General features: G+C 53.6%; 20 protein-coding genes and 6 tRNA genes. 7 read left to right on the top strand and 19 right to left on the bottom strand.

All coding sequences use genetic code 11. The features are described 5' to 3' along the window. Positions 1-27 precede the first annotated feature (27 nt). From IE090_RS02865 to IE090_RS02840, 6 genes are all read right to left on the bottom strand, one after another. A tRNA-Gly gene (locus IE090_RS02865) sits at positions 28-103 on the bottom strand. 3 nt (positions 104-106) lie between these two features. Continuing rightward, positions 107-182, bottom strand: a tRNA-Glu gene (locus IE090_RS02860). A 520-nt stretch (positions 183-702) separates the two neighbouring features. Further along, a tRNA-Gly gene (locus IE090_RS02855) sits at positions 703-778 on the bottom strand. A gap of 3 nt (positions 779-781) precedes the next feature. After that, positions 782-857 (bottom strand) — tRNA-Glu (locus IE090_RS02850). A gap of 176 nt (positions 858-1033) precedes the next feature. After that, positions 1034-1109 (bottom strand) — tRNA-Gly (locus IE090_RS02845). A gap of 24 nt (positions 1110-1133) precedes the next feature. Further along, positions 1134-1209, bottom strand: a tRNA-Glu gene (locus IE090_RS02840). A 153-nt stretch (positions 1210-1362) separates the two neighbouring features. Between IE090_RS02840 and IE090_RS02835 the strand changes: the two genes are divergently transcribed. Both IE090_RS02835 and IE090_RS02830 read left to right on the top strand, forming a co-directional pair. Then, a complete protein-coding gene (locus IE090_RS02835) occupies positions 1363-2109 on the top strand; it encodes a hypothetical protein (protein ID WP_189386812.1) in 747 nt (248 codons plus the stop codon). Between the two features lie 71 nt (positions 2110-2180). Continuing rightward, the gene (locus tag IE090_RS02830) at positions 2181-4244 is read left to right on the top strand and encodes a response regulator (protein ID WP_189386811.1); all 2064 of its coding nucleotides are present in this window, start codon (positions 2181-2183) and stop codon (positions 4242-4244) included. A 21-nt stretch (positions 4245-4265) separates the two neighbouring features. Here IE090_RS02830 and IE090_RS02825 read toward each other — a convergent pair whose 3' ends face one another. From IE090_RS02825 to msrB, 3 genes are all read right to left on the bottom strand, one after another. Continuing rightward, the gene (locus tag IE090_RS02825; RefSeq protein WP_189386810.1) at positions 4266-4727 is read right to left on the bottom strand and encodes a MarR family winged helix-turn-helix transcriptional regulator; all 462 of its coding nucleotides are present in this window, start codon (positions 4725-4727) and stop codon (positions 4266-4268) included. Between the two features lie 26 nt (positions 4728-4753). Then, positions 4754-5233 (bottom strand): glutathione peroxidase, encoded by a 480-nt coding sequence (locus IE090_RS02820; RefSeq protein WP_189386809.1) that lies wholly within the window; start codon positions 5231-5233, stop codon positions 4754-4756. A 92-nt stretch (positions 5234-5325) separates the two neighbouring features. Beyond that, positions 5326-5739, bottom strand: coding sequence for a peptide-methionine (R)-S-oxide reductase MsrB (msrB, locus tag IE090_RS02815; protein ID WP_189386808.1), 414 nt, complete (start codon positions 5737-5739; stop codon positions 5326-5328). A gap of 87 nt (positions 5740-5826) precedes the next feature. Here msrB and IE090_RS02810 point away from each other — a divergent pair, with 87 nt between their 5' ends. Then, positions 5827-7044, top strand: a complete 1218-nt coding sequence (locus IE090_RS02810; RefSeq protein ID WP_189386807.1) for a pyridoxal phosphate-dependent aminotransferase — start codon at positions 5827-5829, stop codon at positions 7042-7044. Positions 7045-7054: 10 nt separating this feature from the next. Beyond that, positions 7055-7462 (top strand): hypothetical protein, encoded by a 408-nt coding sequence (locus IE090_RS02805; RefSeq protein ID WP_189386806.1) that lies wholly within the window; start codon positions 7055-7057, stop codon positions 7460-7462. Positions 7463-7477: 15 nt separating this feature from the next. On the opposite strand, the gene pdxB is transcribed toward IE090_RS02805, so the two are convergent. Then, positions 7478-8737, bottom strand: a complete 1260-nt coding sequence (pdxB, locus tag IE090_RS02800) for a 4-phosphoerythronate dehydrogenase PdxB (protein ID WP_229815391.1) — start codon at positions 8735-8737, stop codon at positions 7478-7480. 268 nt (positions 8738-9005) lie between these two features. Here pdxB and acnB point away from each other — a divergent pair, with 268 nt between their 5' ends. Both acnB and yihG read left to right on the top strand, forming a co-directional pair. Then, complete coding sequence (gene acnB / locus IE090_RS02795) at positions 9006-11609, top strand: bifunctional aconitate hydratase 2/2-methylisocitrate dehydratase (protein ID WP_189386805.1); 2604 nt, start codon at positions 9006-9008, stop codon at positions 11607-11609. Between the two features lie 265 nt (positions 11610-11874). Further along, the gene (gene yihG, locus IE090_RS02790; RefSeq protein ID WP_189386804.1) at positions 11875-12849 is read left to right on the top strand and encodes a 1-acylglycerol-3-phosphate O-acyltransferase, YihG family; all 975 of its coding nucleotides are present in this window, start codon (positions 11875-11877) and stop codon (positions 12847-12849) included. On the opposite strand, the gene cyoE is transcribed toward yihG, so the two are convergent. From cyoE to IE090_RS02770, 4 genes are read right to left on the bottom strand one after another with little or no spacing between them, the layout of a single operon-like run. Continuing rightward, positions 12772-13683 (bottom strand): heme o synthase, encoded by a 912-nt coding sequence (gene cyoE, locus IE090_RS02785; protein ID WP_189386803.1) that lies wholly within the window; start codon positions 13681-13683, stop codon positions 12772-12774. The two genes, yihG and cyoE, sit on opposite strands and share 78 nt — an antisense overlap. Next, a complete protein-coding gene (locus IE090_RS02780; protein WP_189386802.1) occupies positions 13676-14716 on the bottom strand; it encodes a COX15/CtaA family protein in 1041 nt (346 codons plus the stop codon). The genes cyoE and IE090_RS02780 overlap by 8 nt, the downstream gene beginning before the upstream one ends. Beyond that, positions 14709-15215 carry a hypothetical protein gene (locus IE090_RS02775; RefSeq protein WP_189386801.1) on the bottom strand — a complete coding sequence of 169 codons (507 nt, stop codon included), beginning with the start codon at positions 15213-15215 and terminating at the stop codon, positions 14709-14711. The genes IE090_RS02780 and IE090_RS02775 overlap by 8 nt, the downstream gene beginning before the upstream one ends. Further along, positions 15197-15940: an SURF1 family protein gene (locus IE090_RS02770; RefSeq protein WP_189386800.1), complete on the bottom strand. Its 744-nt coding sequence runs from the start codon at positions 15938-15940 to the stop codon at positions 15197-15199. Before IE090_RS02770 ends, IE090_RS02775 begins: the two co-directional genes overlap by 19 nt. A gap of 21 nt (positions 15941-15961) precedes the next feature. Here IE090_RS02770 and IE090_RS02765 point away from each other — a divergent pair, with 21 nt between their 5' ends. Continuing rightward, on the top strand, positions 15962-16147 hold the full coding sequence (locus IE090_RS02765; protein WP_308428478.1) for a DUF2909 domain-containing protein: 186 nt from the start codon (positions 15962-15964) through the stop codon (positions 16145-16147). A gap of 3 nt (positions 16148-16150) precedes the next feature. Here the strand turns inward: IE090_RS02765 and IE090_RS02760 are convergent, their stop codons facing one another. The 5 genes from IE090_RS02760 to aspS all read right to left on the bottom strand — a co-directional run bounded on the left by IE090_RS02760 (position 16151) and on the right by aspS (position 22487). Further along, on the bottom strand, positions 16151-17008 hold the full coding sequence (locus IE090_RS02760; RefSeq protein ID WP_189386799.1) for a cytochrome c oxidase subunit 3: 858 nt from the start codon (positions 17006-17008) through the stop codon (positions 16151-16153). Next, positions 17005-17505, bottom strand: a complete 501-nt coding sequence (locus tag IE090_RS02755; protein WP_229815418.1) for a cytochrome c oxidase assembly protein — start codon at positions 17503-17505, stop codon at positions 17005-17007. Before IE090_RS02755 ends, IE090_RS02760 begins: the two co-directional genes overlap by 4 nt. Positions 17506-17576: 71 nt before the next feature. After that, positions 17577-19166, bottom strand: coding sequence for a cytochrome c oxidase subunit I (ctaD, locus tag IE090_RS02750; RefSeq protein WP_229815384.1), 1590 nt, complete (start codon positions 19164-19166; stop codon positions 17577-17579). 8 nt (positions 19167-19174) lie between these two features. Beyond that, a complete protein-coding gene (gene coxB, locus IE090_RS02745; protein WP_189386797.1) occupies positions 19175-20323 on the bottom strand; it encodes a cytochrome c oxidase subunit II in 1149 nt (382 codons plus the stop codon). A gap of 391 nt (positions 20324-20714) precedes the next feature. Then, on the bottom strand, positions 20715-22487 hold the full coding sequence (aspS, locus tag IE090_RS02740) for an aspartate--tRNA ligase (RefSeq protein ID WP_189386796.1): 1773 nt from the start codon (positions 22485-22487) through the stop codon (positions 20715-20717). Positions 22488-22648 lie beyond the last annotated feature (161 nt).

Here is a 22648-nt window from a genome sequence, read left to right as displayed (position 1 = left end):
TCAATTGCTTGACTGGGCTTCTAAATCTGGAGCGGGAAACGAGATTCGAACTCGCGACCCCAACCTTGGCAAGGTTGTGCTCTACCAACTGAGCTATTCCCGCAAATGGCATCCCCAAGGGGATTCGAACCCCTGTTACCGCCGTGAAAGGGCGGTGTCCTAGGCCTCTAGACGATGGGGACGCATCGCTTAGATGCCGTGCATGATACCTTCATCTATTTGATTTGCAACACTTTTTTTGAAAAAAGTTACGCATCTTGCAACACCCGCCTGGCAAAACGTCATGACCCAAGCAACCCCCTCCAATGAGAGCCCCCTTGGTTGTGATTGTGCTAGCGGATGTCTTCGACGCTGCCAACTCCCATGCACAAACTCAAAACCCAGAAACGAAAAAAGCCGACTCATTTCTGAATCGACTTTTTAGAATTTGGAGCGGGCCAAAAATGCCGGGAGCATTTTTGCGAGCGCGGAGCGAGCCCGAAGTGTCGGTACAGGTACGATACCGACACCAAAATGCCGGGAGCATTTTTGCGAGAGCGCAGCGAGCCCGAAGGGGCGGTACAGGTACGATACCGACACCAAAATGCCGGGAGCATTTTTGCGAGAGCGCAGCGAGCCCGAAGGGTCGGTATCAGGATGATGCCGACCAACTCCGCGACCAATAAAAAAGCCCAGTCAATTGCTTGACTGGGCTTCTAAATCTGGAGCGGGAAACGAGATTCGAACTCGCGACCCCAACCTTGGCAAGGTTGTGCTCTACCAACTGAGCTATTCCCGCATGTGGCATCCCCAAGGGGATTCGAACCCCTGTTACCGCCGTGAAAGGGCGGTGTCCTAGGCCTCTAGACGATGGGGACACACCGTATTGCAGCGCCTAGTGCTGCTTTCCTGATTGCAAACGCTTAGCTTGCGCTACTCCACTCATATTTTGAGTTGGAGCGGGAAAGAGATTGACTGGGCTTGCATTCCAGCTCGCGACCATGGTCGCGTCAATCTAGCCTTACCCTCTACTGTTCCAATTCAAAACTTGAACTGGAGCGGGAAACGAGATTCGAACTCGCGACCCCAACCTTGGCAAGGTTGTGCTCTACCAACTGAGCTATTCCCGCACTTAATGCATCTTCAAAAGAAGATGGCATCCCCAAGGGGATTCGAACCCCTGTTACCGCCGTGAAAGGGCGGTGTCCTAGGCCTCTAGACGATGGGGACGTCTCAATCAAGGAGCGCGCATTCTAGGTTCGGTCATGGCGGTCGTCAACCCCCTGCCCTCACTTTTTTATCATTTTTTTCGATGCAGCCTTTTACTTCGCCGACGGCTACACTAAGGCACTGCGATAGAACTTCGAAGGAATGGCGATCGTTATGTCCACAGTTGGACTGGTAATTCTGGCATCCATCGTTGCCTTGGCAGGCGTGGCTGCATTGGGCTTTTTGCGCTGGCGGGAACAACAGCGCTTAGAACAGGCACGCAAGGCCGTCGCCCTAACGGATGATATGTTTCAGCAAGCCAATGTATTAAGCGTGCTGGGCCCACATTTAAGCGAAGCCGCCCGACATCTTGCTGCACACCATATTGTCGACTGTCACCAACAACTCACCGCATTGGCGATCAAACCTAACCAAGCCATCAAGCGCAGCCTGGTACTGGCCCATGAAATTTTGGAGAGCCAGCCGTCCACTAAACGACCTGCTCTACCCACAGAAACTAAAACAGCGCAGCAATTTAGTGAGCAAACGCGCCACTTACTGACTCTGGTACGCAAGGCCTATCGCCAGCAAAAATTGGATCAAAGCAGCGCCACAACCATTGCGCGTGAGGCACGCATACTCAATCTAAGAGTGTGTTTTGGCGTTTACGAAAGCAAAGCACGAGCCGCCCTACAAATGAACAGCCCTTCACGCGCGGTGCGCTTTGTCGATAAAGCGTCGGCATTGATGAAAAACAACCGCGATGATGTACCTGCCCTGCAGCAAGCGTTACAACAACTGCAGCAGGATCTGAAAACCGCGCAACTGCAGCACGCACCTGAAGCTGGGCCGTCACGTTTGGAAGCCGGCGCACAAGAGCTGGAGGAAGAGGAAGACGCCTGGAAAAAGAAACACTTTTAAGCCAGCCAGCATAGGGCTAGGATGAGCCATGCCTAAACGGCTCAGACTTCAACGACGGATGCCTCCCCACTATGTTTCGCCGCATCAATAACAAGATTGCCCGGCGCACCGCCCTTTGGGTCAGCCTACTGTTATTAGCAATTAGTGTGGTACTCAGCCTGTTTAGTCTTTACCAGACGACCCATAAGCTGCGCCAGCAGCTCAACAGCGAACCACAACAGTTACTGCGCGCCAATCTACCCGCCTTTAGTCTGGCCACCTTCAACTATAACGACCGCCTCAATCAGCAGCTGGCAGAAGGCCTCATTCAACACCCAGCGGCACTGATCGTCTCGGTCATAGACAGCACAGGGGCTGAACTGGCCCATGCAAGCCGCGCCCCCAACTGTTCGATCACCAGCATTGAACATGCCTTATTAGAAACTCGTGATGTGCAAGTGGCCAACTTGCAACATCGCAATCTGCCGGTCGGCAAGGTGGTGATGCGAACAGATCTTTGCCCCTTTATCATCGAATTTCGACAAACCGCCACTCAGGCACTGAGCTACACCCTGTTATTGTGCTTATTGGTGACAGGCTTTATCTACGCTAGCCACTATCGCCTGTTAGCCAAACCGCTGGCCATACTGACTCAGCGCGCCGAGCGCATTCATGGCCAACCGTTAAGCGACGAGTTATTGCAGCAGTTTGATAGCCAACGCAGTGATGAGATCGGCAGCCTCAGCCGCGCTTTTCATCGGCTACTCACCAAGCTCAGCGCCGAAATTCAAGCGCAGCGGCGGGCGGAAGCACAAGTCGCTGACTACTCCGCCAAGCTCGAACAGCTGGTAAGACGGCGCAACTTGGCCCTAAACGACGCACAAAAACAATTGCGCAATAGCGATACGCCTCTTAGCCGCGCGCGCCAACGCTTATTGGATGGAGTTGTGACACAACTCACCGCCAGCGATCAAGCCATAGACCGTCGCCAACTGCAGTCAGACCTGCAACTTGTGCGCTGGCTAGAGCAAATGCAAACACCTGCAGACTCCGAGGACCTGGCCACCCCAGTTAACGAGTGGGTGACTCGTTTACTCAACCAGCAAGGCCTGTACCCAACCCCAGTCTCTGGCATTGAAGCCAGCGACGAAGAAGTACTACTGGCCACCCAGCTGCATCAAGGCCTGCTAGCGCCGCTCACCACCCTACTGGCCAGCGTCAGCGCCTCCAGCCTTACCCTCAGCGTCAGTCTAGAGAGCGACGATCAAGGCGAGTTTTTGCTGTATCAACTTCATAGCGCCACCCTCAATCGACCGCAGCAGCTAGAGGAAGACCTAATCCACTTAGAGGGGCAAAGACTGCCTGGCTTACATGCCTATCGCTACATCGCCGAACACCAACAAGGCCAACTGAACTGGCAGCCCGAATCATTAACGCCACTGAGCTGGCGCCTACCTTGCCGTAGCCAACAAGCCCTGCTGAGTGGCATTCGCCAGCACTGCCCACAACTGCAACTGCGCATCAACAGCAGTCGCCTGCGCGATAAGCTCGAGCCACTGCTGCAGAGCTGGCAGCTAGCCTACCAATACAGTGACGCTACCCCAAACGCCGAGACCCCAGACGCTTACCTCATAACCGACGACCCTGTTCTGGCCGACCAACCCGGAATCTTAGTACTGGGTCATGACTCTGGACTGCCAGCCAACTGGAACAGCACCCAACTGCTACTGTCACTGGCCGAACACTGCCAGCTACCCAACCAACATCGCCCGCATTGGACGGTACTGGTAGCGGAAGACAACACCATCAGTCGCATGCTGTGCCAACGCTTTTTGAAAAACTTGGGGGTTGAAACGCAACTCGCCGACAATGGCTTACATGCGTTAGAGATGGCGCGCCAACGCCCCTACGATTTGATCTTGATGGATTGTCAGATGCCGGTAATGGATGGCTTTGAAGCCACTCGCCAAATTCGCGAGACCTCCCTCAATCAAGCCACGCCCATTTTGGCTCTAACTGGGCTGAGTGGCGACAGTGAACGTCACGCCTGCCTCAATGCCGGCATGGACGACTTTATCGGCAAACCCTTTACCCAAGATCAGATTCAATCGGCACTGATGCAATGGCTGAAGCAACGGCATGACGAGTTGCCCTAGCCTCGGTGACGGAAACAACGGCTACAACAACTGCTGCAACTGACGCTGCCACTGCTGCAGTTGCTCACGCATGCGCTCCACTTCTTCGAGCGGCAACGACAACCGACACAGCAACTGCTCAGGAATGGCCTGCGCCTTATCGCGCAGCTGCAAACCGGCTTCTGTCAGGTCAATCAGCACGCGGCGCTCATCTTGCTGGCAGCGTTCACGCGTTAACCAACCACGCTCCGCCATGCGCTTCAGCAGCGGCGTCACCGTGCCAGTGTCCAACATCAGCTCTCGACACAAATCGCTGACCGCCAGCGGCAAGCGCTGCTCGGCCTCAGCTTGCCACAACACCAGCATCACTAAGTACTGCGGGTAGGTGAGCCCGAGCGGCCGCAACAGCGGCTGATAAGCCTGAGTCACCTGACGCGACAAGCTGTAGAGTGGAAAACACAGCTGCTGATCCAGCCGCAATAAACGCGAGTCTTGATGTGCCAACTCAAATACCTTTCATGTGATGCCTGCTATGACGCCAGCGCTTTTTCGATATCTGCGGCCATGGCCTCGGGCTTAGTGGTGGGCGCGTAGCGGTCAATGACTTGGCCATCGCGACCAATTAAGAACTTGGTGAAGTTCCACTTAATGCCCTCTGTACCCAATACGCCCGGCGCTGCGGATTTCAGCCGCTGATACAAAGGCGCGGCATTGTCGCCATTGACTTCGATCTTGGCAAACATCGGAAAGCTAACGCCGTAATTCTTTTGACAGAAAGCACCAATGGCGTGCTCATCGCCTTTTTCTTGCTGACCAAACTGGTTGCAAGGAAAGCCCAGAATCACCAAACCCTGCGACTCATACTGCTGCCACAGCTTCTCTAGCCCCTCGTACTGTGGCGTAAAGCCACACTCGCTGGCGGTATTGACCACCAACACCACCTTGCCCTGATACTCAGCCAGGTCTTGCATGTCACCGTTTAAGCGCTGCATCTCGCCAGATAAAATCATCTCGACCACCTTTATTGTTCAAAACTAAATTGTGCAAAACACATTAGCCCATAAAAATGGGGCCGCCAAGCCCCATCGTTCAACACTGTGTTTCAATCTTCACCATCGGCGCCCTCTTTGGCGACAAAGTCCAATGAAGCCGAGTTAATGCAATAGCGCAACCCATTCTCCCCCGGACCGTCGGTGAACACATGCCCCAAATGGGCATCACATTGTTGGCATACCACTTCGGTGCGCACCATAAAGTGACTGGTATCCAGATGCTCTTCCACCGCCTGCTCCGCCAGAGGTTGGGTAAAGCTCGGCCAACCGCAACCTGCATCGTACTTGCTGTTGCTTAAAAACAGTGCCGCTCCACAGCACACGCAGTGGTAGGTGCCCTCTTCGCTAAAATCGTAATACTGGCCCGTAAAGGGGCGCTCGGTGGCCGCCTCGCGGGTAATGCGGTAGGTGTGCTCATCGAGCTGCTCGCGCCATTGCTCTGCGGTTTTTTTGATTTTTGCCATGCTGTGCCCTTGCTCACTTTCGCCTGTTGCAGGCAAAGAGTATGATGCTGAGTTTCCTATAGATTCAACACAGGCGTGCGTAGTTCCATGAAGGAAATCGTTAAATCTAATAAGTTGGCCAATGTTTTTTACGATATTCGTGGACCTGTGCTGCAAGCCGCCAAGCGCATGGAAGAAGAAGGCCATCGCATTCTCAAGCTTAACATCGGCAACCCCAAGCCCTTTGGCCTAGATGCACCGGAAGAAATCATTCAGGACGTGATTTACAACCTGCCAGACTCCGAGGGCTACGCCGATTCTCGTGGCTTGTTTTCTGCTCGCAAAGCCATCATGCAATACGCGCAGCAAAAAAATATCGCCAACGTCGGCATTGAAGACATCATTATCGGCAACGGCGTCAGTGAGCTGATTGTGATGTGCATGCAAGGCCTGATCAATAATGGCGACGAAGTACTGGTGCCAGCGCCAGATTACCCGCTGTGGACGGGCGCCGTCAGCCTAGCAGGCGGCCGTGCCGTGCATTACATCTGCGATGAAGGCAGTGACTGGTACCCAGACCTAGACGACATGCGTCGCAAAATCACCGATAAAACGCGTGCCCTGGTGTTAATCAACCCGAATAATCCGACCGGCGCTGTGTATCCGCCCGAGATTTTAAAAGGCATGCTGGAGATCGCGCGCGAGCATCAACTGGTGGTGTTCTCGGATGAAATTTACGACAAAATTTTGTTCGATGGTGCGCAACATATCTCCACCGCATCCTTGGCCGATGACTTATTAATCATCACCTTTAACGGCTTATCGAAAAATTATCGTTTGGCAGGTTTTCGCGCCGGTTGGATGATTATTAGCGGCGCCAAACACCTGGCTAAGGACTACCTCGAAGGCTTGGATATGCTGGCCAATATGCGCCTATGCGCCAACGTGCCCGCCATGCATGCCATTCAAACCGCACTGGGCGGCTACCAGAGCATCGACGATTTGGTGGCCCCCGGTGGTCGTATTTGCCAGCAACGCGACATTGCCTATGAGGTGCTCAATAGCATCGATGGTGTGTCCTGCGTTAAGCCCAAAGGTGCGCTGTATTGTTTCCCTAAAATGGACACGCAAAAGTTCAACATCGCCAACGACGAGCGCATGGTGCTGGATTTACTAGAGCAGCAAAAAATTCTGATCGTGCATGGCACGGCGTTTAACTGGCCCTATCCGGATCACTTCCGTGTGGTGTTCTTGCCAAGGCCAGAAGATTTAACCGCCGCCATGGAGCGTATGCAGCAGTTCTTTGCGGGCTATCGCCAGCTGTAACGGAGGCATCATGCTCGACGTTCACATTGATGACTTTTACAAAGACTGCGCTGCTGCTCTATTGATTGGGTTTCGCTGGTTTCCACGCCAGCAAACCCTGTTTATCGAAGATATTTCAGGCCCAGACGAGATGGATGAGTTTGGCCTGCACTCGCCGCGACACATGGCCGCCTTAGGCGCGGTGCAATGGCTGCAAGATGAAGGCTTTGTGCGCTTTGGTGCGCGCGATGCGTGCCGCTCGGTGGACGACTTTGTGTTAACGTCCAAAGCGTTTGCCCGCCTGATGAAATCCATCAATGCCGACGACCCCACTCAAACCCTGGCGCACGCCCTAGAATATGCCCGCCTGCAAGGCGACACCCTAACCCTAGGGCGACTGCTGCAGGCGCACGTGCTATGTCAGGAGCAGCTGCTCTAGCTGCCCCTAAGAACACTACTTCGGCCGCACATCAAAGCCCGCTGCTTCTAACGCTTTCGCCATATCCTGACAGCGCGCCGGCACACCCACACGCAAGTTAGGAATATCACGACGCAGCGGATACTGACGGCGCAGCTGATCAAAGGTGGTGCGCATGTTGTCACTGTGACGCAAGGCCGAGCGCATAATGCCATCATCGACACGCACTTCATAAGCCGCCCGAATGGCGGTGCGCAGCGCTTGCCCAATCGGTAACCGGTCGGAAAAGTTCACGCGCTTCACGCCCGGTTCAGGTAAAAATTGCGCCAGCTTGCGCCGCACCGGCAGACCTAAAAATTCACTCACGGCCTGATAAATCATTTCTGTACCGCGCATCTTGCCATCCACCGAGTAGCCGGCAATGTGTGGCGTCGCTAACATGGCGCGGTGCATCAGCGCCAAGTCCACGTAGGGCTCGTTTTCCCACACATCCAAGACGGCTTCAAAATCCGGATGATTTTGCAGATGTGTCAATAACGCCTTGCCATCCACCACATCGCCGCGGCAGGTGTTGATTAAGCACGCCTGCGGCTGCATTTGCGCCAACTCATCTGCACCGATTAAATGCTGCGTGGGGTGCTCACCGTCGACGGTCAGCGGCGTGTGCAAGGTCACCACATCGGCTTGCAACGCTTGCTGCAGTGTTACCAGCTCGCCACCGGCTTGCTCTGCGGACTTAAACGGGTCGACGGCCAACACGTGCACGCCCATGGCCTGCAAGCGCTGACGCAACAAACCGCCAACATTGCCCACCCCCACCACAGCAACACTGAGGTCGGTAAAGCTCAAACCGCGACTGTCGATTAAAACGCTCAATGCACTGAGCACGTAATCCACCACCGCCTGAGCGTTGCAACCGGGCGCGCTGGCAAAAGCAACGTTGTTGGCTTGCAGATAATCGGTGTCGATGTGATCGGTGCCAATGGTGGCGGTACCGACAAATTTCACTGGCGAGCCAGCCAGCAGCTCAGCATCTACACGGGTCACGGAGCGCACCAGCAGAATATCGGCCTGCTCAACATCAGCACGACAGATTTCGCGTCCGGGGCGACGCTCAATGCTGCCGATGTCGGCAAAAAATTCGTCGATTAAAGGGATATTTTCGTCAGCCAGAATGTGCACGGCAATGTCTCGAATAAAAACCAGCGCACATTCTGGCAACCGCAGCGGCCCCTGACAATGGCCAGTCTTGGTCGAGCAGCTGCATTCACTCAGAAAATAGTGAACATAAGCCAAACAAGCGCACTTTATAACCTATTCGACCATCGGCTTCCTTAACCCAAAATGGGCAATGACCTATACTTGCGGCCTGAATTCCGCGAGGGAGCCTTTGAATAATCCGGTAGCAGCAGTCGATAACGGTACGCCCTTGCTCCACCCCGCGATACCGCGCTTGATCTGGTTATTCAAAGGCTCCCTGGGGAAATGCAACCATCTGCCGGCCGCAGGCGGCCACAAACCCGTGCTGGTAGTGCGGCAGATATAACGAGACGAGGATATAACCGTGTTAGAAGCTTATCGTGCTCACGTCGCTGAGCGTGCAGAGCTGGGCATTCCACCCAAGCCACTGAACGCAGAACAAACAGCCGCTCTGGTCGAGCTGCTGAAAAACCCACCTGCCGGTGAAGAAGACACTCTGGTAGACCTGTTGGCAAACCGTGTACCGCCAGGCGTGGACGAAGCTGCTTATGTCAAAGCCGGTTTCCTCAGTGCCATTGCCAAAGGTGAAACCACCTCACCGCTGCTGAGCAAAGAAGACGCCGTCAAGTTACTGGGTCAAATGCAAGGCGGTTACAACATTGCCACGCTGGTTGAGCTGCTCGACAACGAAGAACTGGCCAGCTTGGCCGGTGAGCAGCTGAAACACACTCTGCTGATGTTCGATGCTTTTAACGACGTTAAAGATCGCATGGACGCTGGCAACAGCGTCGCCAAAGCGGTGATGGAATCATGGGCCAACGCCGAGTGGTTCACCAAGCGTGACAAAGTGCCTGAGAGCATCAAGATGGCGGTATTTAAAGTCACCGGTGAAACCAACACCGATGATTTGTCGCCGGCACCTGACGCCTGGTCTCGCCCAGATATCCCGTTGCATGCCCGCGCCATGTACAAGATGACCCGTGACGGCCTAGAGCCAGAAGAGCACGGCGTCACCGGTCCTTTGAAGCAGATCGAAGAAATCCAAGCCAAGGGCCTGCCGGTTGCTTTTGTTGGTGACGTGGTGGGTACGGGTTCTTCACGTAAATCCGCCACCAACTCTGTACTGTGGTACTTCGGTGAAGATATGCCGGGCGTACCAAACAAGCGCAGCGGCGGTGTCTGCATCGGTGGCAAAGTGGCCCCTATCTTCTTTAACACCATGGAAGACGCGGGCGCACTGGTATTCGAAGCACCGGTCGACAACCTCAACATGGGCGACATCATTGAGATTCGTCCCTACGACGGCAAAATCCTGAGCGAATCAGGCGAAGTGCTGTCTGAGTTTGGCTTCAAATCAGAAGTGATTTTGGATGAAGTTCAAGCCGGCGGTCGTATTCCATTGATCATCGGCCGTGGTCTGACCACCAAAGCGCGTGAAGCGTTAGGTTTGGGCGCTACCGATATTTTCCGTCTGCCTGTTGACCCAGAAGCCGGCAGCAAAGGCTTTACCCTGGGCCAAAAAATGGTCGGTAAAGCCTGTGGTTTGCCAGAAGGCCAAGGCGTACGCCCAGGCACTTACTGCGAGCCCAAAATGACGACCGTAGGCTCGCAAGACACCACCGGCCCAATGACGCGTGATGAGCTGAAAGACCTGGCCTGCTTGGGCTTCCAAGCCGACTTGGTGATGCAGTCGTTCTGTCACACCGCGGCTTACCCTAAGCCTGTAGACGTAGAAATGCAGCACACCATGCCAGACTTCATTCAGACCCGTGGCGGTGTGGCACTGCGTCCAGGCGACGGCATCATTCACTCGTGGCTGAACCGTATGCTGTTGCCAGATACTGTGGGTACGGGTGGTGACTCTCACACCCGCTTCCCGATGGGCATTTCCTTCCCAGCCGGTTCTGGCTTGGTGGCCTTTGCGGCAGCAACCGGCGTTATGCCGCTGGACATGCCAGAGTCCGTTCTGGTGCGCTTTAAAGGCAAAATGCAGCCGGGCATCACCCTGCGCGATCTGGTACACGCGATCCCGCTGTACGGCATCAAGCAAGGCATTTTGACGGTTGAGAAAAAAGGCAAGATCAACGAATTCTCAGGTCGCATTCTGGAAATCGAAGGTCTGGAGCACCTGACCGTTGAACAAGCGTTCGAACTGTCTGACGCTTCTGCCGAGCGCTCTGCTGCGGGTTGTACCATCAACCTGTCAGAAGAATCTGTGGCCGAGTACCTGCGCTCTAACATCGTCATGCTGCGCTGGATGATTTCTGAAGGCTACGGTGACCCACGCACACTGGAGCGTCGCGCTCAAGCGATGGAAGCTTGGCTGGAAAATCCAAGCCTGATGCGCGCTGACAAAGACGCAGAATACGCTCACGTAGTCGAGATTGACCTGGACGAGATCAAAGAGCCGATCGTTTGCTGCCCGAACGACCCAGACGACGCCAAAGTGCTGTCTGAAGTCGCTGGCGACAGCGTCGATGAAGTCTTTATCGGTTCTTGCATGACCAACATCGGCCACTTCCGTGCCGCCGGTAAACTGCTGGCGCGTCACAAAGGCGGCCTGTCGACGCGTTTCTGGATGTCACCACCAACCAAGATGGACGAAGCTCAGCTGATGGAAGAAGGCTACTTCAACATCTACGGCACTGCGGGCGTGCGCACCGAAATGCCAGGCTGCTCTTTGTGCATGGGTAACCAGGCACGAGTCGCACCGAACACGACCGTATTGTCTACTTCAACGCGTAACTTCCCTAACCGTTTGGGTGATGGCGCCAATGTTTACCTGACGTCTGCCGAGTTGGCAGCGGTCGGTGGCATTTTGGGCAAGCTGCCAACACCAGCCGAGTATATGGAATACGCCAAAGAGCTGGATAGTATGTCCTCCGACATCTATAAGTACCTGAACTTCGATCAGATGGATCAGTACACCAAAAAAGCAGCAACGGCCGTCATCGCTTCCGATAAATAAGCGCTGACAGCTCGACCATGAACCCGGCTACGGCCGGGTTTTTTGTGCCCGATATTTGCCCCCTGCACGGGATCGGTCTTTCTGCACTCCAGAGGCGACACAGTAACCCAATAACAGCTCACATTGTGTCCCAGGCCAACTCCCAGCAGCGCTGATTTTTCTGCCAGCCAGTAAGCAAAATGGCGTTTTAAAGCCCCCACTTAAATTGATCTGCAGCCAAAAAACAGTAGTATCCACCTTTGGTTTATCACAGGATGATTCTGCAATGGCCAACGCATCTGTACCTCATCGTGGCTCTGCCTGGCTCGGCCTGCTGAGCGGCATAGCATTACTGGCACACACCGTGTTTCTCGGCGTGTTTTTGTATTTGATGATCGCGGTAAAAATCCTGCTGCCGCCGCTGCGTGAACGCATTGCCGACCCAGCCATTGTGGCCATCGCCAGCCTGTGGATTCGAGGCATATTGTGGTGGAGCAATCACGTCGCCAAAGTGCAGTGGGACATTCGTGGCCTAGAGCGCAGCAGCGCCAATCATTGGTATTTGATTACCGCCAATCACCAGAGCTGGGTCGATATATTTGCCTTGTATCAGGTTTATCTTGGCAAAGCACCGCTGCTGAAGTTTTTTATCAAACATGAATTAGGCTACCTCCCCATTGTCGGGCAGGCTTGGTGGGCGCTGGATTTCCCCTTTATGCGCCGCTATTCCAAAGAGTATTTGCGCAAGCACCCGGAGAAAGTCGGCCAAGATTTGATAGAAACTCAGCGCGCCTGCCAGAAGTTTTCACGCACGCCCACCAGTGTGATGAACTTTCTAGAAGGAACACGACTGACACCGGCCAAGCACAGCCAACAACAATCGCCCTATCGCCACTTATTAAAACCCAAAACCGGCGGCCTAGCCTTTGCCATTCAATCGTTAGGCGAGCGCTTCGATGCGCTGACCAACGTCACCATTGCCTATCCAGATGGCACCCCCTCGTTCTGGGATTTAATGTGCGGCCGCGTTGGTCAGGTAATAGTAGCGATTGAAGAGTTGCCTATTCCTGCGCATTTCAGCCAGGGCGACTACCAAAACGACGCGGCATTGCGCGCTGAAATGCAGCAATGGACATCACAAATTTGGAAGAAAAAAGACGCCCAAATCGGACGCCTGTTAGAGTCAACGCCCCATCAAGGCCAGCGCCACAAAGTGGTCCAACAACAAAGCCGCGAACAGCCAGAGAAGGTAGCGAATTGAAAACCAGAACGCCTGCATCGGCACATCTGTGTCTTGCGGGCGATAAAATACCCGCCCGTTAAACCACAGCCAGCGGGCATTGAGTAACAGCACCGCGGCCAGATAAATCCAGCCACTCATGCCGGTTACAAACGGCATCAGCGTCGCCGCCACCGTCAGCCAGGCATACAGCCATACCTGCAAACGTGTGAACGCCAAGCCGTGCGTTACCGGCAGCATGGGCACACCCGCACGGCGATACTCCTCATGCTTATGAATCGCCAGCACCCAAAAATGCGATGGCGTCCAAGCAAAGATAATCAACACCAATAAGATGGCATCGCCTTCGAGCTGACCACTGACCGCTGTCCAGCCCAACAGCGGTGGTGCCGCCCCTGCCAGACCGCCGATGGTGATATTTTGTGGCGTCGCGTGTTTTAAAAAGGCGGTATAAATCAGCGCGTACCCCAACAATGACGCCGCGGTTAATGCCGCCGTTAGCTCATTCACCCAAACCGCCAACAGCCATAACCCCAACACCGACAAAGCACTGGCGTAAGCAAACACCTGCCAGGGGTGTAATCGGCCTTGCGCCAAAGGCCGGCGCGCGGTGCGCACCATCAGGCGATCGAAGCGCTGATCCAACAAATGGTTAAACGCTGCCGCCCCCATGGACGCAAGGCCGATGCCCACCATAGCCAACAGCAACAGGCTTACATCTGGCAGCCCTGGTCGCGCTAATAACGCCCCTACCAAGGCGCATACCAACATCACCATGACTACCCGAGGCTTGCCTAACTCCCAATAATCACGCCAGCGAATGCGGCGCTGAACCACTAACATCGAATCATTCATAGGTCACCTCCGCCATTGCCAAAGAGCAATCCTGACTTTCATAAACCCGCCCCGCCTGACGCCAGGCATACAGCACCAGCACCAACAAACCTGCCGCCACCGCCGTATGCGCCAAAGCGATCCACAGCGGCATGCCTTGGGTCACCAGAATGATCGCCAGTGCAATTTGCAATGCATACAGCCCCATCATCACACCCAATGGACGCTGTGCCTGACTGTGACAGCGGCGCGCGCCGTGCCAGGCAAATAGCAACACCACCCCCAACAACACAGCATTAAGGCGATGCATAAAATGAATTGCCGTGCGTGCTTCAGCATGCAATTGGCCATACAGATAATGCGGGCCAATGGATTGGGTAATATGAAAACCTTCCGACATATCCATCGCTGGCCACCACTCACCGTTGCAAGTCGGAAAGCCAACGCAGCCGGTGCCGGCGTAGTTGCTGGACGTCCATCCACCCAGCGCAACTTGCAGCACCAACACCGACAACAGCAAAGCCAAACGACGACGCAGTGAGCGCCGGGCTGCCAGGTTCAGCTTGGCAGCAGATGGCTCTGTACGCTTACAGCACCAATACAGAGCGACAAACAACGACAAACAAGTGAGTCCACCCAGCAGGTGCGCCGTCACGACCTGAGGCCATAACTGCAACGTCACCGTCCAGGCACCAAACGCGCCCTGAAGCAGCATCATCAGCAATAAAGCGAGGGCCCAACGAAAAATCGAAGGTTGTTGGCGACGAATCCGCCAAGCTAAGCCAACCGCCACCAGCGCCAGCAGCCCCAACGAACTGGCGAGATAGCGATGGATCATTTCCATCCAAGCCTTCACCGGCTCTAACGGCTGCGATGAAAAGCGTGCGGCCGTCTCGGCATCGGGCACGACTAAGCGACCATAACAACCGGGCCAATCAGGACACCCCAAGCCAGCATCCATTAAGCGCGTGGCCACGCCCACCAGCACCACCACAAAGCAAAAAACACTGCCACCTAACGCCAGCGAGCGAATAGTGCGAACAGAATCAGTCATCTTGATCCTCCAGCCAATAATCCGGCTTAGCAGGCACGCGCTTGAGCACGTAGCGCACATCGCGCAATATTTGTCGGTCATCTAGATGTTGGAACAGCAACACGATGCGACCTTGGTGATCGGCAAGCGCTAACGGGGCCTTAAACGGCGCCGGCACCGCTTTTAGGGATTCACCCGGAAGCCCAGACTGCGACAGCGTTTCGCCCACACGCCAGCGCCACACCCGCTCAGCATCGCGACCCAACGCCCTATGAATACGCCAAATGCGCTCAGCCGGGCACTGCTGCTGGCAATTTAGCAGCAAATAAAAATCCGCTTGGTGCTCATCGCCAAATTCTGGCAACCACTGGGTGAGCGGCGCGATTTGCGGCTGCACCAGAGCCTCCACTCCCACACCATCAGGCACCATCCACTGCCAATGCCACATGGCCCAAGCCACCGGAACCGGCGCTGCCAACACCAGTAGCAACAGCAACAGCTTTATTCTTGGTCGCCACATTTTGCTTTCCTCCATGGATCCGCCATCAACGCCATCAATGCCGCCAGCAGTGCCAGCAATAGCCACTGCATCGCATAACCCAGATGCCTCTCCGGTGGCATAGCAAGCGGCTGCCACCATGCTGGTCGGGTGCCATTGTGCTGATGCAGCACCCCCAGATAAGCCAGCTCTAAAGGATGCAAACGCTGCTGCCAGTCTTGCGCCAGTAAAGCCTGCAGTCGATTCCCCTCCTGCAACTGCCCCAATACCAGAGGCTGCTTGCTCTGCCAGGATTGCCAAATGCCTCGAACAGTTACCAGCTCTGATGGACCTTCCGCTGGTAATGCTAAGCTTTGGCGATGCCCACCCGTGGCCTCAAAGCCACGATCCACCAAAAACACTTCGCCCTGCGTGTTAATCAAAGGTGTAATTAATGCAACGCCCACCGCGCCTTGATATTGGCGGTTATCTAGCCAGTAACTGTGCTGCAACAACCAGTGCCCCTGAATCTCGATTGCTTGCCCAGAAGACGGCTGGCTTTGCGCGGCTTGATCGGGCCGCCATATGTCGGCATGAGATTGCAATTGACGCTTGTCGGCGGCGCGCTGATATTGCCAATGAGCCAACACCAAACCCAGCGCCAGCAACGAGCACCAAAACAGATACCAAAGATAGCGACCGATAGGCCAAATACGCTGCGCTGGGCTTGACCCCAAAAACACCGTCATGCCTACTGTGACAGCCATTGAATTAAAAAGGACGATATTTTGTTACATGCCATCATCGCCGTTTTATTCCTTATTATGTTGGCCAGCCTAATGGCTGGCGCCGGCTTTTTACTGCGTGACAATGGTCAATCAAAGCGCCTGTTAACCTCGCTGAAATGGCGCATTGGTTGTGCTGTGCTGCTGGTGATAACGCTTATTTATGGCTTTAGCAGCGGCCAGCTGTAATTTTTAAAAAACATACACAAATAAGAACAGGCCGATCCAAACCACATCGACAAAATGCCAATACCACGCCGCCGCCTCAAAACCAAAATGCTGATGGCCGGAAAAGTGCCCGTTCATCAGCCGTAGCCACATCACGGCCAAAATAATTGCGCCCAAGGTAACGTGAATACCGTGAAAGCCAGTGAGCAAAAAGAAAGTTCCGCCATAAATACCCGCCTGCAGTGTCAACCCCAGCTGCTGGTAGGCTTCTACATATTCAATGCCCTGTACCACCAGAAACACCGCACCTAATACCAGAGTCAGACCCAACCAGTTTAAGCAGGTGAAGCGCTTATCAACCTTCAGCGCATGATGCGCCAAGGTCAGCGTCACACTAGAACTAATCAGTAGCACGGTGTTAATCAGCGGCAAATGCCAAGGGTCGACGGTGCCCGTTGGCCCCTTCACTTCTGACGATGGCGGTGACATCAAGGGCCAGCTTGCTGTGAAATCTGGCCACAATAAGGCGGTAATGCCCTTAGCCCCTTCTCCGTCCAACCAAGGCAGAGCAAAAGCACGCACATAAAACAGCGTGCCAAAAAAAGCAGCAAAAAACATGACTTCAGAAAAAATAAACCAGCCCATCCCTTGGCGAAAAGAGCGATCCATTTGCTCATCGTACAAGCCTGCCCGAGATTCACGCACGACATCGGCAAACCAGTGAAAAATCACCCACATAATGCCGAGCAAACCGAATACCAGCAGCATGCCGCCGCGCCCATAGGCCAGCTCATTGCCAGCTCCCACGGCCATCAAGGCAATGGCAACCACAGCAGCAATTGGCCAATGACTGGCCGCTGGTACATAATAAGAACCGCTCATAAAGATGCCTCCTCAGCCACAGCCGGCGCGTCAGCAACCGGATAGACCGTATACGAAAGGGTGACCGCAGCCACATGATCAGGCAGCTTGGCCCCGACTAAATACATCAAGCCCACCTGTTTTTTCTCGCCCGCTTTCAGCACCATTTCCTGAAAACAGAAGCATTCGATTTTCAAAATATGAGGGCTGGCTTCAGGTGGGCTGATACTAGGGACCGTGCGCACCAACAAATCAGTGTCACTCTGATTTTCAAAGGTAAAATGCGTTTGATTGCGACCGCCGACGACCGGCCGCTGCGCTGCCTGCTGCGATCGAAACTGTACCGGCAGACCTTGCCCAACTCGGGTTACGAACTGCATCTGAAGCGGCCTTTGCTGAGAGCGACTTAGAGCAGCCTGCAAGGCTGCATCATCGACCCTTCTGGGTTTACCGTTAAGACCGGTGACTTCACAAAATACGTCGTAAAGTGGCACCAAGGCGATGGTAAAGATCACCATCAGCACTAACAGACCAGATAACTGCCACAGTGTTTTACGAACTCCACGCTGCTGCTCGCTCATGATTCACCTCACGCGCGACTGGGCGAGTCACGTTGTGGATCAAACACGGGCGGCTGCTCAAAGGTATGCAGTGGCGCTGGGCTGGGCACCGTCCATTCTAAACCTTCTGCACCTTCCCATGGTTTCGCTGGCGCAGGCTTGCCGCCTTTGACACAGCGATAAATCACAATCAGTAGCAGTATCTGCGATAGACCAAAAATAAAGGCCCCTAGAGACGACACCATATTAAAGTCGGCAAACTGCAAAGCGTAATCTGGTATGCGGCGTGGCATGCCCGCCAGGCCAGAGAAATGCATGGGGAAGAAAGTCAGGTTAACCCCGATCACAGATAGCCAGAAGTGCAACTTGCCAAGACTTTCACTGGGGTAAAACCCCGTCCATTTCGGCAGCCAATAATAAACACCGGCAATGATGGCAAAAAGCGCGCCTGGCACCAGCACATAATGGAAATGTGCCACCACAAAATAGGTATCGTGATACTGATAATCCGCCGGAACAATAGCCAGCATCACACCCGACAGCCCACCAATTGTAAACTGCACTATAAACGCCAAGGCGAACAGCATAGGCACTTCAAAGCTAATGGACCCACGGAACAAAGTGGCTATCCAGTTGAAGACTTTTACCCCAGTGGGTACAGCAATCAGCATGGTCATGTACATAAAGAATAGCTGCGCAGCAAGTGGCAACCCGACAGTGAACATATGGTGCGCCCACACAGTAAACGACAGTATCGCAATAGAAGCCGTGGCATAAACCATGGAGCGATAACCAAATAAACGCTTACGAGCAAACGTCGGTACAATCAAAGAGACAATGCCAAAGGCCGGCAGGATCATGATGTACACTTCTGGGTGGCCAAAAAACCAGAATAAGTGCTGGAATAACACAGGGTCACCGCCACCTGCGGCATTAAAAAAGCTGGTGCCAAAGTTAATATCCAACAACATCATGGTCACCACACCGGCCAACACCGGCATCACAGCCACCAGCAAAAATGCCGTAATCAGCCAAGTCCAGACAAACAGAGACATATCCATCAAACGCATACCTGGCGTGCGCATATTAAAAATGGTGGCAATGATATTAATGGCACCCAATATCGAGCTAATGCCGGCAATATGAATGGATAAAATAAAGAAACTGGTGGACGGAGGCGCGTAGGTAGTTGAAAGTGGTGCATAAAACGTCCAACCAAAATTGGGGCCACCGCCTTCCATCCATAACGTCGACAACAATAAACCAAACGCTATCGGCAACAGCCAGAAGCTGAAATTATTCAAACGCGGCAACGCCATATCCGGTGCGCCTATTTGCAGCGGTATCATCCAGTTGGCCAACCCAACAAACGCTGGCATCACGGCACCAAACACCATGATCAAGCCATGCATAGTAGTCATCTGATTAAAGAATTCTGGCTGAATCAACTGCAAACCCGGCTGGAATAATTCAGCACGGATAATCAACGCCATAATGCCGCCAACAAACAACATCGCCAGCGAAAACAGCAAATACAGGCTACCGATTTCTTTATGATTGGTGGTCAGCAACCAACGCATCCAACCCCTTGGTGGCTCATGAGCGTGTTCCGTTTGCATCTGCATACTCATTTCTCCCCGCCCAGCATGGTATTGATGGTCTCAGGTTGAACAACATCACCGGCATCATTGCCCCAGGCATTGCGCTCATAGGTCACCACGGCTGCAATGTCCGCTGCTGAAAGGGTTTCAGCAAAACCTGGCATTGCTGTACCCGATTTGCCGTATAAAACTCGCTCGATGTGCCCTTGCAAGCCACTGGCTTCGATCATATTGGCATTGCCTGCCAGCGCCGGGAATGCCGGCGGCAAACCTTGCCCTTGTGGCTGGTGGCAAGCTGAGCAATAAGTGGCATAGACCTGCTCGCCTTTGGCCATCAACTCATCTTTACTCCATTGCTTGCTTTCGCTGGCTTTTTCAGCCTCAGCCTGAGCACGTTTTTGTGCCAAGAATTGTTGAAATTCATCCTGGCTAACCGCTTTCACTTCAACCGGCATAAAGGCATGGTTGCGCCCGCACAGCTCAGCACACTGACCGCGGTAAGTGCCCGGCTCTTCAATGCGAGTCCAACTTTCGTTTATAAACCCGGGTACAGCGTCTTTTTTAACCGCCAGTTCAGGCACCCACCAGGAGTGAATCACGTCATTCGATGTCAATAAAAAACGGACCTTTGTGCCCACGGGCACCACGAGAGGCTCATCGACTTCGAGCAAATAAGTATCTGACTTTTGCTGCTGATTTTTGATTTGCTCAGCCGGCGTCGATAAGTTTGAAAAAAACGACACGCCTTCATTTAAATATTCATAGCGCCAACGCCACTGGTAACCCGTGACCAACACATCCACTTCCGACTCACTGGCGTCGTAAATTTTTTTGAGTGTCGCGGTGGCTGGCACCGCCATCGCCACCAAAATAACAACGGGAATCGCCGTCCACAGTATTTCGACTGCGGTACTTTCATGAAAGTGCGCCGATTTTTTGTTTTGGCTGCGGCGATAGCGAATCAGTGACCAAAACATGACGCCGAATACGACCACCGCAATGGCGACACAAATGGCGAAGATAATCATATGAAGGGAATGTACTTCGCGGCTGAGCTCCGTTACCCCCGTGGTCATGTTCCAGCGCGACCCGTAGTCGACGCCCTCTCCTTCCTTGGCAGCCACTCCCAATGGCCATAATAGCCAAATGGTCAGCAGCCCAACGACAGATCGCATAAGCACCCCCTGCAAGCAGGATGGCTCTCAACCTCAACCAACAGACTGAGAGCGTTTTATTATTTGTTGTGACTGACAGTTAAGACCAGACAATCTCACTGGCTCAAGCCGGCTTGCTCAAATAGTCATAGAACGAAACGTTATCTAAAGAAGTGTCATGAAAGACAAAGAAATAAAAGGACACTGCTCAGCGAGGCTGAACAAGGAGGAAAACTACTTAAAAACAATACCTTGCATCATATGCATGCAGCGCTCATCAGTTATTGAGTCACTGAATAACAAAGTATTTTTTAGACTTTTAGGAGATATAAAAGGAAATGAAATATACGAAAAAAGACTGGTAAGACGGTGCCCTGCTGGGCACCGAGTCTTTCAGATATTTACTACGAGATTATTCAGCCTTCGGCTTATCACGCAGCTTAATATGCAACTCACGCAACTGGGCATTGCCGACTTGGCCTGGTGCTTCTGTCATCACACAGGCCGCCGACTGAGTTTTCGGGAAGGCAATCACTTCACGAATCGAGTTAGCGCCGGTCAGCAACATCACCAGACGGTCGAGGCCAAAGGCCAAACCACCGTGCACAGGAGCGCCGTATTTCAGAGCATCGAGCAGGAAGCCGAACTTCTCTTGCTGCTCTTCCTCGCTGATACCGAGGACGTCAAATACCGTTTCTTGCATTGACTGCTCGTGAATACGAATCGAACCACCGCCCAGCTCACAGCCGTTCAGCACCATATCGTAGGCACGTGACAGCGCTTTGGTTGGCTCGGCTTTCAGCTCTTCTGGCGAGCAGCTTGGCGCGGTAAATGGGTGGTGAATGGCGGTAATGCCACCGTCTTTGGTTTCTTCGAACATGGGGAAGTCGACCACCCACAATGGCGCCCAGTCGCAGGTGTACAGATTTAAATCTTCACCCAGCTTGCAACGCAGCGCGCCCAGCGCTTCGTTCACAATCACTTCTTTATCAGCACCAAAGAAGATGATATCGCCGTTTTCTGCACCCAGCTTGTTCATAATGCTCATGGTGTTTTCTTCACCAATGAACTTAATGATCGGTGACTGCAGGCCTTCAACACCTTTTTCAATCTCGTTGACCTTAATCCAGGCCAAACCTTTAGCACCGTAAATGCCGACAAACTTGGTGTAGTCGTCGATTTGCTTACGGCTAATTTCAGCACCACCCGGTACGCGCAGAGCAGCGACACGACCTTTTGGATCTTTGGCAGGGCCGGCAAACACTTTAAATTCGATGTCTTGCAGGAACTCAGCCACGTCCACCAACTGCAGCGGAATACGCAGGTCAGGCTTATCTGAACCGTATTTTTCCATTGCCTCGCGGTAAGGCATGCGTGGGAATTCACCCAGCTGTACATTCAGCTCTTTTTCAAAGATTTCGCAGATCATGCCCTGGGTCAGCGCCATGATTTGCTCTTCGTCGATAAACGACGCTTCGATATCGATTTGGGTAAATTCAGGCTGACGATCAGCGCGCAGGTCTTCGTCACGGAAGCATTTGGCGATCTGATAATAACGGTCAAAACCAGACACCATCAGCAGCTGCTTAAACAGCTGTGGTGATTGCGGCAGCGCAAAAAACGAACCTTCGTGAGTACGACTTGGCACCAAGTAGTCACGTGCCCCTTCGGGTGTGGCACGGGTCAGAATCGGCGTTTCAATGTCCAAAAAGCCGTTGTCTTCCAAATAGCGACGAATGTGCGAAGTCACCTTAGAGCGGAAGCGCAGTTTTTCTTGCATCTCCGGACGACGCATATCCATGTAGCGATATTTCAGACGAATGTCTTCGCCCACGTCGGTGTAGCCGTCGAGAGGGAACGGTGGCGTAGCTGCTTTATTAACAATATTAATTTCTTTGCCCAGCACTTCGATTTTGCCGGTTTTCATATTGTCATTGGTGGTGCCTTCCGGACGACCACGCACACGACCGGTGATTTGCACCACAAATTCAGAGCGCACGCTGTCGGCGGTATTAAAGGCATCGACCGTATCTGGGTCGAATACCACCTGAACCAGACCTTCGCGATCGCGAACGTCCAAGAAAATAACGCCACCGTGGTCACGGCGACGATGAACCCAGCCACAGAAGGTGACGGTTTGGTCGATCAGTGTTTCGTTAATATCACCACAATAGTGCGTGCGCATGGTTGGTCCCGCATCCCTAGTAACAATCTGTGAATCTTCACCGGCCTGGCGATGGTAACGCCAGCGGTACCTTGCCTGCGCCTAGCGGCGCGGCAAAAGTGGGGCATTATAGCGGAAGACCGCCCTGACCTGACAGCCCAATCGCACAAGGATGCGAGCAA

Origin of the sequence: Bacterioplanes sanyensis, assembly GCF_014652515.1 — a bacterium.
GTDB classification, from domain to species: domain Bacteria; phylum Pseudomonadota; class Gammaproteobacteria; order Pseudomonadales; family Oceanobacteraceae; genus Bacterioplanes; species Bacterioplanes sanyensis.
This window is presented reverse-complemented; position numbering and strand designations above follow the sequence as displayed.